Here is a 12,377-nt window from a genome sequence, read left to right as displayed (position 1 = left end):
CAGGGGATGCGCGGAGTCATTCCCTTTGAACAGACAGGCATGGGACGCGTGATGAAGGACAGTCTGGTTACGGTGTTCGGCGGCGGCGGCTTTGTGGGGCGGCAGGTCGCCCAGGCGCTGATGGCGCGCGGCGCCCGGGTGCGCGTGGCGCAGCGCGATCTGTCGACCGCCGTGCGCGTCAAGCCGCTGGGCGCCCTTGGCCAGACGCAGTTCGTCGCGGCGGACATCCGCAAGCCCGAAAGCGTCGCCCGCGCCATTGCCGGCAGCGACATCGTCATCAATCTGGTGGGGGTGCTTTCCGGCGATTTCCAGGGTTCGCACCATGACGGCGCGGCGAACGTCGCCAGGGCGGCGGCGGAGGCGGGCGTCCAGGCGCTCGTCCACATCTCCGCCATCGGCGCGGATGCGCAGAGCCCCTCCGCCTATGGCCGGTCGAAGGCCGAGGGCGAGGCGGCGGTCAAGGCCGCCTTCCCCAATGCGACCATCCTGCGCCCCTCGATCATTTTCGGGCCGGAGGACCGGTTCCTCAATCGCTTTGCGGAGATCGTCCGCATCGCCCCGGTGGTGCCGGTGATCGCCGCCGACACCCGGTTCCAGCCGGTCTATGTCGCGGACGTGGCGCAGGCCGTCGCCAACGCCGCCGAAAATCCCGGCGAGCATGGCGGCAAGACCTATGAACTGGGCGGGCCGCAGACCTATACGATGCGGGAACTCAACGCCTGGATCGCCAGGACCATCGGCCGCGATCGCAGCCTGTGCGCCGTTCCCGCTTCGGTCGCCTCGCTGATCGCCATGCTGCCGGGCGGACCGATCACGCGGGACCAGTTGTCCATGCTGGCCAAGGACAATGTCGTCGCGCCCGGCGCGGACGGGCTGGCCGAACTGGGCGTCGCGCCCACGCCGATGCCGGCTGTCGCGGAGAAATGGCTGGTCCGCTACCGCAAGCATGGCCGTTTCGCGGGCCGGGTTCAGGCCTGATCCGCCGGAATCCGATCAGCCGGACCGACATCGGGCCGCGACGGGCCGTCTTGCGCGGGCCGTTCGCTTCTGCACAATGGGCGCAACGCACCCAACGCCCTCTCCCGCCCCGGGGGAGGGTTTCCCTTTGTTCGCCCCATAAGGACTGCATCCCTCCATGGACCTGCATTATCTGACAGTCATCCTGCTTGGCATCGTCGAGGGGTTGACCGAGTTCCTGCCCGTATCCTCGACCGGCCACCTGATCCTGGCGAGCGAATTGCTGGGCTATGACGCGTCCACCTGGGCGATGTTCAACGTCATCATCCAGTTGGGCGCGATCCTGGCGGTGGTGGTGCTGTACTGGCGCACATTCTGGGCGGTGGGCATGGGCCTGCTGCGCAAGGAGCCGACGAGCTGGCGTTTCCTGCGCAATCTGCTGGTCGCCTTCATTCCGGCGGCGGTGATCGGCCTCGCCCTGCATAATCATATCGAGGAACTGCTGGGCGCGCCGCGGGTCGTCGCCTGGGCGCTGATCGTCGGCGGCGTGGCGATCCTGGCGATCGAGCGGATGGTGAAGGAAAACCGGTTCCACGGCATAGCCGACATTCCCTTCGTGCGGGTGGTGGGCATCGGCTTCATCCAGTGTCTGGCCATGATCCCGGGCGTCAGCCGGTCGGGCGCGACGATCATGGGCGCGCTGACGCTGGGGGTGGAACGGCGCACGGCGGCGGAGTTCAGCTTCTTCCTCGCCATTCCGACCATGCTGGGCGCGTCCGCGCTGGAACTGCTGAAGAATGGCGACAAGATCACCTCCGGCGCGGTGGGATGGGACAGCATCGCGCTGGGGTTCGTGGTGTCCTTCATCGTCGCCGTGCTGGTCATCAAATGGTTTGTGGGGCTGGTGTCGCGCCATGGGTTCGCGCCGTTCGCCTGGTATCGAATCGTCGCGGGAATAGCCGCCCTGCTGTGGCTTTCCATGCGATAAGACCGAAACGGACCTATTTAACGCAAGATTATTTCAGGAGCGGAGAAGTTCCGGAGGCATTTCCCGGAAAATAGGTCAATCATGCTGACATAAGTCGCAGAATCCGCGTGACTCTGCGGGTTTTTCTGCTATGCGCTCCCTGCAAATTCATTTCAGGGACTCATCATGGCAGACAATCCAATGCTGAAATTCGTGGGAACGGGCCAAGCCTATCCCGAGAAGCGTTCGGCCGACGATCGCGCCGACGATTTTCTGGAAATCAGCCGCAGCTTCATATTGGATCGGGCGGAGGAACAGGCGTCGCGCTGCTCGCAATGCGGCGTGCCCTATTGCTCGACCCATTGCCCGCTGCACAACCATATCCCCGACTGGCTGCGCCTGACCGCCGAAGGGCGGCTGCGCGAAGCCTATGAACTCAGCAACCTGACCAGCACCATGCCGGAAATCTGCGGCCGCATCTGCCCGCAGGACCGGCTGTGCGAGGGCAATTGCGTCATCGAATTTTCGGGTCACGGTTCCGTCACCATCGGTTCGGTCGAAAAGTTCATCACCGACACCGCCTGGAAGGAAGGCTGGGTCGAACCGCTGGTCCCCGGCGCCCCCACCGGCCAGTCGGTCGGCGTGATCGGCGCGGGTCCGGCGGGTCTGACGACCGCCGAATATCTGCGGGTCGCAGGCTATGAGGTGCATGTCTATGACCGGCACGACCGGGCGGGCGGGCTGCTGACCTATGGCATTCCCGGTTTCAAGCTGGAGAAGGATGTGGTCATGCGCCGCATCCAGCGGCTGAAGGACGGCGGCATTGTCTTCCACGAAAGCTTCGAGGTCGGCCGCGACGCGACCATGGAGGAGCTGCGCGGCCGCCATGACGCCATCCTGATCGCGACCGGCGTGTACAAGCCGCGCGACATCAAGGCGCCGGGCGTCGGCGCGCCGGGCGTGGTCAAGGCGCTCGACTTCCTGATCGCCTCCAACAAGGCCGGTTTCGGCGACGCCGTGCCGGAACATGAGGACGGTTCGCTGCACGCCAATGGCAAGAAGGTCGTCGTCATCGGCGGCGGCGATACGGCCATGGACTGCGTCCGCACCGCCGTGCGTCAGGGCGCGACTTCGGTGAAGTGCCTCTATCGCCGCGACCGCGACAATATGCCCGGATCGCAGCGCGAGGTCGCCAATGCCGAGGAAGAGGGCGTTGAATTCGTCTGGCTTTCCGCGCCCATCGCCTTTGAAGGCACGGAGCATGTGACCGGTGTCAAGGTCACGAAGATGCGCCTTGGCCAGCCCGACGCATCGGGCCGCCGCGCGCCGGAACCCGATCCCGGCACGGAGCACACGTTGGAGGCGGACCTCGTCATCAAGGCGCTGGGTTACGATCCGGAGGAACTGCCCAGGCTGTTCGGCGCGGAGGACCTGTCCGTCACCCGCTGGGGCACGCTGCGCGTCGATCACAAGACGATGATGACCAGCATGGACGGCGTGTTCGCGGCAGGCGACATCGTGCGCGGCGCTTCGCTGGTGGTCTGGGCGATCCGCGACGGCCGCGACGTGACCGAACATATGCACCGCTATCTCAAGGCCAAGGCGAAAGCGGCGGCCGGGGAAAGGCAGGCCGCCTGATGCGCGCCGCCCTCCTCCTCCTGCTGGCGACGCCGATCGCGGCTGAGGCGCAGACCCCGGTTCAGGCGGCAGCCGTCCAGTCTGTCGATCCGGCACTGCTGACCAAGGCTCAGCCGATTGCCGCCGTCATCCTGCCCAACGGCACCATGGAAAAGATGATGGGGCCGATGATGCAGAAGATGATGGGACCGATGATGGACGGCATGACCAGGATGCCGATCCGCGAGTTCCTGAAGGTCGGCGGCCTCGACCCGGAGCGGGCGGAACATCTGGGTGAAGGCACGATCGAGGAAATGATGGCGATCATCGATCCCAATTTCCGCAAGCGGATGGACGTGATCGTCAACAGCATGATGCCGGCCATGGGTCGTTTCATGGGACGTTATGAACCGGACATGCGGGAAGGCATGGCGGAAGCGTTCGCCCATCGCTACAGCGCGGCCGAGCTTGATCAGATCGGTGCGTTCCTGAAAACGCCCGTCGGCGCCAAGTTCGGCGCGGGCTTCATGGAGCTGGCCGCCGACCCGCATTATATCGGGCGGATGCAGAAGATCATGCCTGAAATGATGCAGGCCATGCCGGAGATCATGAAATCCTCCACGGCGGAACTCGCCAAGCTGCCCAAGCCGCGAACCTATAATGATCTGACGAAGGCTGAACGCGAGCGTCTCACCGCATTGCTCGGCGCGGACGCCAGGAAGGCCCACTGACAAAAGCGCCGGCGATGCCGGCAACCAACGGAATGACAGCGGCCTTACCCAAAGACAGGGACGGCCACATGCAAGGGTAAGTCATCATGACCGACACCAATTTCATGGCCAGCCCCGAAGAGCGCGCACGGATCGCGGCCGAGGGCATGTATCACCCGGAAATGGAAGGCGATGCCTGCGGCGTCGGACTGGTCGCCGCGACGGACGGCCGCCCGAGCCGTCGCGTGGTCGCCAGCGCCATCGACGCGCTGAAGGCCGTCTGGCACCGTGGCGCCGTGGACGCCGACGGCAAGACCGGCGACGGCGCGGGCATCCATGTCGACCTGCCGGTGCGTTTCTTCGATGACGCCATTGCCGACTCCGGCCACAAGCCGCTGCCCAACCGCCTTGCCGTCGGCATGATCTTCCTGCCGCGCACGGATTTGAGCGCGCAGGAAACCTGCCGCACCATCGTCGAGGCCGAGATCATCGACGCGGGCTACACCATCTATGGCTGGCGCCAGGTGCCCGTCGACGTCTCCGTCATCGGGGAGAAGGCGCAGCGCACCCGTCCGGAAATCGAGCAGATCATGATCGCCGGTCCCATGCCGGAAGAGCGCGATCAGGCCGAGTTCGAAAAGGACCTCTATCTCATCCGCCGCCGGATCGAGAAGAAGGTGATCGCCGCGCAGATTCAGGATTTCTACATCTGCTCGCTGTCGTGCCGCTCGATCATCTACAAGGGGCTGTTCCTCGCGGAATCGCTGTCGGTCTTCTATCCCGACCTGCAGGACGAGCGGTTCGAGAGCCGGGTCGCGATCTTCCACCAGCGCTATTCGACCAACACCTTCCCGCAATGGTGGCTGGCCCAGCCGTTCCGCACGCTCGCGCATAATGGAGAGATCAACACCATCCGCGGCAACAAGAACTGGATGAAGAGCCACGAGATCAAGATGGCTTCGCTCGCCTTCGGTGAGCAGTCGGAGGACATCAAGCCGGTGATACCGGCGGGCGCGTCCGACACCGCCGCGCTCGACGCCGTGTTCGAGGCGATCTGCCGTTCGGGCCGCGACGCGCCGACTGCCAAGCTGATGCTCGTGCCCGAAGCCTATCAGTCGGCCAGCGCCGAACTGCCCCAGGCGCATGCGGACATGTATGAATATCTCGCCTCCGTGATGGAGCCGTGGGACGGCCCCGCCGCGCTGGCGATGACCGACGGCCGCTGGGTCGTGGCGGGCGTCGACCGCAATGCGCTGCGCCCGCTGCGCTACACGCTGACCGGCGACAATCTGCTGATCGTGGGTTCGGAAACCGGCATGGTCGTCGTGCCCGAAACCACCATCGTGCGGAAGGGCCGCATGGGTCCGGGCCAGATGATCGCCGTCGACCTGCAGGAAGGCACGATCTACGACGATCATGAGATCAAGGACCAGATTGCGGGCGAGCGCCCCTATTCGGAACTGATCAAGGACTTCATGACGGTCAATGATCTGGGCGATGTGCCCAGTGCCCTGCCCTCATGGGACAAGGCCGAACTGACGCGCCGTCAGGTCGCCGCCAACCTGACGCTTGAAGACATGGAGCTGATCCTCGCGCCGATGGTCGAGGATGCGAAGGAAGCCGTCGGATCGATGGGCGACGACACGCCGCTGGCCGTCATTTCCGACAAGCCGCGCACGGTCAGCCATTTCTTCCGCCAGAATTTCAGCCAGGTCACCAACCCGCCGATCGATCCGCTGCGGGAACGGTACGTCATGAGCCTGAAGACGCGCTTTTCCAACCTCCACAACATATTGGAGCAGGACGCGCAGAACAGCCATGTGCTGGTGCTGGATTCGCCGGTGCTGACCTCTTCCGAATGGGCGAAGCTGAAGGGGCATTTCGGCCCTGCGGTGGCCGAGATCGACTGCACCTTCCGAGCCGAGGGCGGGCAGGAGCAGTTGCGCGCCGCCATCGCCCGCATCCGGGAGGAAGCGGAACAGGCCGTGCGCGAAGGCCGCACCGAAATCTTCCTGACCGACGAGCATGTCAACGCCGACCGCGTCGCCATCGCCGGCGTGCTGGCGGCGGCGGCGGTGCATACGCATCTCGTCCGCAAGGGCCTGCGCAGCTATGCATCGATCAACGTGCGTTGCGCCGAAGCGCTCGACACCCATTATTTCGCGGTGCTGATCGGCGTCGGCGCGACCACGGTGAACGCCTATCTGGCCGAAGCCAGCATCGCCGACCGCCATGCGCGGGGGCTGTTCGGCGATCTGACGCTGGACGCCTGCTTCGAACGTTATCGCATCGCCATCAACGAAGGCCTGCTGAAGATCATGTCCAAAATGGGCATCGCGGTCATCAGCAGCTATCGCGGCGGCTATAATTTCGAAGCGGTGGGCCTCAGCCGCGCGCTGGTCAACGACCTGTTCCCCGGAATGCCCGCGAAGATTTCGGGCGAGGGCTATCAGTCGCTCCACTACAGCGCGAAGCTGCGCCACGACACCGCCTATGACAGCGCCATCGTGCGCCTGCCGGTCGGCGGCTTCTACCGCCAGCGCAATGGCGGCGAGACGCACGCCTATTCGGCGCAGCTCATGCACCTGTTGCAGACCTCGGTCGCGACCGACAGCTATTCGACCTATCTGCAATTCTCGCGCGGCGTGCGCGATTTGCCGCCGGTCTATCTGCGCGACCTGCTGGAGTTCAACTTCGCCCGCGAGGCGGTGCCGATCGACGAGGTCGAGGCGACCACCGAAATCCGCAAGCGTTTCGTGACGCCGGGCATGTCGCTCGGCGCGCTCTCTCCGGAGGCGCATGAGACGCTGGCCATCGCCATGAACCGCATCGGCGCCAAGGCCGTGTCGGGCGAAGGGGGCGAGGATGCGAACCGCTTCAAGCCCTATGAGAATGGCGACAACGCCAATTCGGTGATCAAGCAGATCGCGTCAGGCCGCTTCGGCGTCCATGCGGAGTATCTGGGGTCGGCCGAGGAAATCGAGATCAAGGTCGCGCAGGGCGCCAAGCCCGGCGAGGGCGGCCAGTTGCCCGGCTTCAAGGTGACCGAGTTCATCGCCAAGCTGCGCCATGCGACGCCCGGCGTGACGCTGATCTCGCCGCCGCCGCACCATGACATCTACTCGATCGAGGATCTGGCGCAGCTCATCTACGACTGCAAGATGATCAATCCCCGCGCCCGCGTCTGCGTGAAGCTGGTCAGCCAGGCGGGCATCGGCACCGTGGCGGCGGGCGTGGCGAAGGCCCACGCAGACGTCATCCTGGTCGCGGGCCATGTCGGCGGCACCGGCGCTTCGCCGCAGACGTCGGTGAAATATGCGGGCACGCCTTGGGAAATGGGCCTCAGCGAAGCCAATCAGGTGCTGACCCTCAACGGCCTGCGCCATCGAGTGAAGCTGCGCACCGACGGCGGGCTCAAGACCGGCCGCGACATCGTGATCGCGGCGATATTGGGCGCGGAAGAGTTCGGCATCGGCACGCTGTCGCTGGTCGCCATGGGCTGCATCATGGTGCGCCAGTGCCACTCGAATACCTGCCCGGTCGGCGTCTGCGTGCAGGACGAGCGCCTGCGCGAGAAGTTCACCGGGACGCCAGAGAAGGTCATCAACCTCATGACCTTCATCGCGGAGGAAGTGCGCGAGATTCTGGCGCGTCTGGGCTATCGCAGCCTGGACGAGGTGATCGGGCGGACCGAACTGCTGAAGCAGGTCAATCGCGGCGCCGAGCATCTGGACGATCTGGACCTCAATCCGATCCTCGCCAAGGTGGACGCGCCCGACGACCAGCGCCGTTTCAGCCTGACGGAATGGCGCAACCCGGTGCCCGACAGCCTTGACGCGCAGATGATGAAGGACGCCCGCGCGGTGTTCGAGCGCGGCGAGAAGATGCAGCTCACCTATACGGTGCGCAACACGCATCGCGCCGTGGGCACCCGCCTGTCGGCCGCCGTCACGGAGAAGTTCGGCATGTCGACGCTGGCGGACGGCCATCTGACCGTGCGGCTGCGCGGTTCGGCCGGCCAGTCGCTGGGCGCCTTCCTGTGCAAGGGCATCAAGCTGGAGGTCTTCGGTGACGCCAACGACTATGTCGGCAAGGGGCTGTCGGGCGGCATCATCACCGTGCGCACCACGGTGTCCTCGCCGCTGTCGAGCAAGGACAACACCATCATCGGCAACACCGTGCTCTACGGCGCGACCAGCGGGAAGCTGTTCGCGGCGGGACAGGCCGGGGAACGCTTCGCCGTCCGCAATTCGGGCGCGCAGGTGGTGGTCGAGGGCTGCGGCGCGAACGGCTGCGAATATATGACCGGCGGCACCGCGGTTATCCTGGGCAGGACCGGCGCCAATTTCGGCGCGGGCATGACGGGCGGCATGGCCTTCATCCTGGACGAGGACGGCAGCTTCCCGACGCGCGCCAATCCGGAAAGCATCGTCTGGCAGCGGCTGGAAAGCGCCCATTGGGAGGCGGAGCTGAAGGCGCTGATCGCCCAGCATGCGGTGGCGACCGACAGCAAATGGTCGAACACGATCCTGGACGATTGGGACCGCTGGCGCCGCTACTTCTGGCAGGTCTGCCCGAAGGAAATGGTGGGCCGCCTCGCCCATCCGCTGAGCGATGCGCCGACGCAGGTCGTTGCCGCCGAATAAGCGGCCGGTTCAGTAAGACAGGGCAGCGTCCGCCGGGGCTTCCTCGGCGGACGTTCTGCTTTCGGGCGCCTGCGCGATCCGGACGGGCTGGAAACTGCCTTCGCTCTCGCCATTGGCGAATCTTTCGATGGAGGCCGGCAACGTCCGGACGGTCTGGGGCGGTTCGGCATGATCAGGCGCCATCTCGTCCCCCTGCGCCGCATAATCGCGCACCACAGGATCGTTCATTCCGTCCCAGCCAGCCATGTCGGCCGCCATCTGCCTGTCCGCAAGCGTCGGACCGCAGCCGTCGCAGCGAACGATGGCGGGGCCGGTCAAATCGGCAGACCCCATGTCGTAACCGGTCCCGTCGGGACTGACCGCCTGCGGCAAGGAGGTTTCGGTTCCAGGCCTGGGCTGTGTCGTGGCGTACAGGCCCAGACCGAAGCCGCCGGTCAGCGCCACCCCGGCACATGCACATGAAAACAACCAGAAACGCGCGGACATGGGGCAACCCTTCCTCTATCCTTCACCCGCCCCCTGACTTTCTCCGACCAAAACAACGCAAATGAAGATCGGTTGTTGCATGAGGAAAAAGCCTTTGCTAAGGGCCGCCTCCTACCAAGGCACCGGCCCCGCCGGTTCCCGGAAAATGTGCGGTCGTGGCGGAATTGGTAGACGCGCAACGTTGAGGTCGTTGTGGCCGAAAGGCCGTGGAAGTTCGAGTCTTCTCGACCGCACCATTTTCCTTGAGATCCAATAGTCTCATCATCGCCAAATTCAGAAACGCAGCGATGCGTATGCGGGCAGCATATGATTGGCTGGTTGGAAAATCTGGCCGGGCGCGCTCGCCAACCGAGGATGCTTCCCGCCATCGTCATTGAAAGCGCCACCGCCAGTCCCAATCTTGCGGCCTTTCACAGCCCTAAAAGGCGCATGGAACCATTTTCCCCTTGCCCCGGCGGCGATCCCATGCACAAAGCTTGCCAATTGCCGCACGGGTCATGGATTCAACCCGCAAGAAGCATGCGGCAGCAAGGATGACGTGATGGACGACGTGATGATGCAGGACCGCTCAGCCCCGGCATCGCCCCTTCCCCCGCAGGAAGTGGGAGAAGGCCTGTCCGTCATCTCCATCGCCAAAAGCTATGACAAGCGCGTCGTGCTGGCCGATGTGTCGCTGACCGTCGGCAAGGGCGAGGTGGTCGGCCTGCTCGGCCCCAATGGCGCGGGCAAGACGACCTGCTTCTATTCGGTGATGGGGCTGGTGCGGCCGGACCATGGCCGCATCGTGCTGGACGGGCAGGACATCACCGGCCTGCCCATGTACCGCCGGTCGATATTGGGGCTGGGCTATCTGCCGCAGGAAACATCGATCTTCCGGGGCCTGACCGTGGCGCAGAATATCGGCGCGGTGCTGGAACTGGCGGAACCGGACAGGGCGGCGCGGCAGGCGCGGCTGGAACAGTTGCTGGAGGAATTCGGCCTGACCCGGCTGCGCGATTCCTCCGCCATGGCGCTGTCGGGCGGCGAGCGGCGGCGGTGCGAGATCGCCCGCGCCTTGGCGGCCAATCCTTCGATCGTGCTGCTGGACGAGCCGTTCGCGGGCATCGATCCGCTGTCCATCGCGGATATTCGCGACCTGGTGAAGCAGTTGAAGACGCGCGGCATCGGCGTCCTCATCACCGACCATAATGTCCGCGAGACGCTGGAGATCGTGGACCGCGCCTGCATCATTTATGACGGCAAGGTGCTGTTCGCGGGCAGCCCGACGGAGCTGGTCGCCAATGCCGATGTGCGTCGGCTCTATCTGGGCGAGAATTTCTCGCTCTGACATGGGCGGCGGGCGGGTCCTTCCTGACGGCGGCGAGGGGGAAGGCTGATGGCGCTCGCGCCCCGTCTCGACCTGCGGCAGAGCCAGTCGCTGGTGATGACGCCGCAGCTTCAGCAGGCGATCAAGCTGCTGGCGCTGTCCAATCTGGAGATCGAGGCGTTCGTCGCGGGCGAACTGGAAAAGAACCCGTTATTGGAATCCGGCGGAGCGGATGATTTCGCGCCGCCCGCCGACGGCGTGGACCGGGCGGCGGAACAGCATGACCTGCGCGCCGAGACCGGCGATGCCGACCAGTTGATCGGCCAGGGTCTGGGCGGCGCGGATTCGCCGCTGGACGTCGACTATAGCGCGGAGACCTTCATCGACGATGGGCCGGGCGACCGGATGGCGACGGCGGCCATCGGTTCCGGCGGCATGGACCTGCTGTCCGGCGGCAGCGGCGAGGCGCCGGATTTCGACAGTTTCGCCAATCCGGAGCAGGGCCTTCAGGAACATCTGATGGATCAGGCCCGCAGCGCGCTGTCGGGCATGGACCTGATGATCGCCGCGCAACTGATCGGGCAGATCGACGAGGCCGGCTATCTGGAGGCCAATCTGCTGGAGACCGCCCATGGCATGGGGGTGCCGCTCTTTCAGGTCGAACAGGTGCTGGCGGTGATCCAGGCTTTCGATCCGACCGGAGTGGGTGCGCGGTCGCTGTCGGAATGTCTGGCGTTGCAGGCCAAGGAGGTCGATCGTTACGATCCCTGCATGGCGAAGCTGCTCGCCAATCTGGACCTGCTCGCCAAGGGGGCGCTGCCGCAGCTACGCCGGATCTGCGGCGTGGACGAGGAGGATATGGCGGACATGATCCGCGAGCTGCGCGACTATGATCCCAAGCCCGGCCTGCGCTTTTCCACCGAGAGCGCGGCGCCGGTGACGCCCGACCTGTTCGTGCGGCCGACGCGGGAGGGCTGGGCGATCGAGGTCAACAGCGCCACCCTGCCCCGCGTGCTGATCAACCGGACCTATTATGTCGAGCTGGCGTCCGGTCCGCAGGACAAGACGTCCAAGGCCTGGCTGGCCGACTGCCTCGCCAGCGCCAACTGGCTGGTCAAGGCGCTCGACCAGCGGCAGAAAACCATCATCAAGGTCGCGAGCGAGATCGTCCGCCAGCAGGAGGATTTCTTCCGCAAGGGGGTGGAGCATCTGAAGCCGCTGACGCTGAAGGCCGTGGCGGATGCGATCCAGATGCATGAATCGACCGTCAGCCGGGTGACGTCGAACAAATATCTGTCCTGCCCGCGCGGGCTTTACGAACTCAAATATTTCTTCACCAGCGGCGTTTCTGCGGCCGGGGGCGACGGCGCGGTGTCGGCCGAGGCAGTCAAGAGCCACATCAAGGCGCTGATCGCGGCCGAGACGCCCGACGCCATCTTGTCCGACGACACGCTGGTCGACCTGCTGCGCGCCAAGGGCATGGACATCGCCCGCCGCACCGTCGCCAAATATCGCGAGGCGATGGGGATCGGGTCATCGGTGCAGCGGCGGCGGCAGAAGGCGTTGCGCGGGCAGGCGGCTTAGCGCGGGTTTAGACGCGGAGAGCCCCCCTCTCCCCTTCGTCATGCTGAACTTGCTTCAGCATGACGAAGGGGAGAGGGTACAAATCCGCTCATAAGCTTGACCCG

8 protein-coding genes and 1 tRNA gene are annotated in these 12,377 nt (G+C 65.2%); 8 read left to right on the top strand and 1 reads right to left on the bottom strand.

The genetic code is table 11. The features are described 5' to 3' along the window. Nucleotides 1–39: 39 nt before the first annotated feature. The 5 genes from TZ53_RS10765 to gltB all read left to right on the top strand — a co-directional run bounded on the left by TZ53_RS10765 (nt 40) and on the right by gltB (nt 8,897). Nucleotides 40–978: a complex I NDUFA9 subunit family protein gene (locus TZ53_RS10765; RefSeq protein WP_044662978.1), complete on the top strand. Its 939-nt coding sequence runs from the start codon at nt 40–42 to the stop codon at nt 976–978. 157 nt (nt 979–1,135) lie between these two features. Further along, a complete protein-coding gene (locus TZ53_RS10760) occupies nt 1,136–1,945 on the top strand; it encodes an undecaprenyl-diphosphate phosphatase (RefSeq protein WP_044661262.1) in 810 nt (269 codons plus the stop codon). Between the two features lie 165 nt (nt 1,946–2,110). After that, nucleotides 2,111–3,562 carry an NAD(P)-dependent oxidoreductase gene (locus tag TZ53_RS10755; protein WP_025549946.1) on the top strand — a complete coding sequence of 484 codons (1,452 nt, stop codon included), beginning with the start codon at nt 2,111–2,113 and terminating at the stop codon, nt 3,560–3,562. Beyond that, nucleotides 3,562–4,272 (top strand): DUF2059 domain-containing protein, encoded by a 711-nt coding sequence (locus TZ53_RS10750; RefSeq protein ID WP_044661261.1) that lies wholly within the window; start codon nt 3,562–3,564, stop codon nt 4,270–4,272. Before TZ53_RS10755 ends, TZ53_RS10750 begins: the two co-directional genes overlap by 1 nt. Nucleotides 4,273–4,358: 86 nt before the next feature. Continuing rightward, a complete protein-coding gene (gene gltB, locus TZ53_RS10745) occupies nt 4,359–8,897 on the top strand; it encodes a glutamate synthase large subunit (RefSeq protein ID WP_044661260.1) in 4,539 nt (1,512 codons plus the stop codon). 9 nt (nt 8,898–8,906) lie between these two features. On the opposite strand, the gene TZ53_RS10740 is transcribed toward gltB, so the two are convergent. After that, the gene (locus tag TZ53_RS10740; RefSeq protein ID WP_044661259.1) at nt 8,907–9,383 is read right to left on the bottom strand and encodes a hypothetical protein; all 477 of its coding nucleotides are present in this window, start codon (nt 9,381–9,383) and stop codon (nt 8,907–8,909) included. A gap of 149 nt (nt 9,384–9,532) precedes the next feature. On the opposite strand from TZ53_RS10740, the gene TZ53_RS10735 reads away from it, so the two are divergent. The 3 genes from TZ53_RS10735 to rpoN all read left to right on the top strand — a co-directional run bounded on the left by TZ53_RS10735 (nt 9,533) and on the right by rpoN (nt 12,273). Beyond that, nucleotides 9,533–9,619 (top strand) — tRNA-Leu (locus TZ53_RS10735). A gap of 305 nt (nt 9,620–9,924) precedes the next feature. After that, entirely contained in the window at nt 9,925–10,710 is a 786-nt protein-coding gene (gene lptB / locus TZ53_RS10730) for an LPS export ABC transporter ATP-binding protein (RefSeq protein ID WP_025549950.1), read from the top strand. Nucleotides 10,711–10,758: 48 nt separating this feature from the next. After that, the gene (gene rpoN / locus TZ53_RS10725) at nt 10,759–12,273 is read left to right on the top strand and encodes an RNA polymerase factor sigma-54 (protein WP_044661258.1); all 1,515 of its coding nucleotides are present in this window, start codon (nt 10,759–10,761) and stop codon (nt 12,271–12,273) included. Nucleotides 12,274–12,377 lie beyond the last annotated feature (104 nt).

Origin of the sequence: Sphingobium sp. YBL2 (assembly GCF_000943805.1) — a bacterium.
GTDB lineage: Bacteria > Pseudomonadota > Alphaproteobacteria > Sphingomonadales > Sphingomonadaceae > Sphingobium > Sphingobium fuliginis.
The sequence above is the reverse complement of the archived record's forward strand: the minus strand, read 5'-3'. Positions and strand labels throughout refer to the sequence as shown.

Bases quoted from the DNA above. Each gene is read 5' to 3' on its own strand.
- TZ53_RS10765 (WP_044662978.1), top strand. From the start codon at position 40: ATGGGACGCGTGATGAAGGACAGTCTGGTTACGGTGTTCGGCGGCGGC.
- TZ53_RS10760 (WP_044661262.1), top strand. From the start codon at position 1,136: ATGGACCTGCATTATCTGACAGTCATCCTGCTTGGCATCGTCGAGGGG.
- TZ53_RS10755 (WP_025549946.1), top strand. From the start codon at position 2,111: ATGGCAGACAATCCAATGCTGAAATTCGTGGGAACGGGCCAAGCCTAT.
- TZ53_RS10750 (WP_044661261.1), top strand. From the start codon at position 3,562: ATGCGCGCCGCCCTCCTCCTCCTGCTGGCGACGCCGATCGCGGCTGAG.
- gltB (WP_044661260.1), top strand. From the start codon at position 4,359: ATGACCGACACCAATTTCATGGCCAGCCCCGAAGAGCGCGCACGGATC.
- TZ53_RS10740 (WP_044661259.1), bottom strand. From the start codon at position 9,383: ATGTCCGCGCGTTTCTGGTTGTTTTCATGTGCATGTGCCGGGGTGGCG.
- lptB (WP_025549950.1), top strand. From the start codon at position 9,925: ATGGACGACGTGATGATGCAGGACCGCTCAGCCCCGGCATCGCCCCTT.
- rpoN (WP_044661258.1), top strand. From the start codon at position 10,759: ATGGCGCTCGCGCCCCGTCTCGACCTGCGGCAGAGCCAGTCGCTGGTG.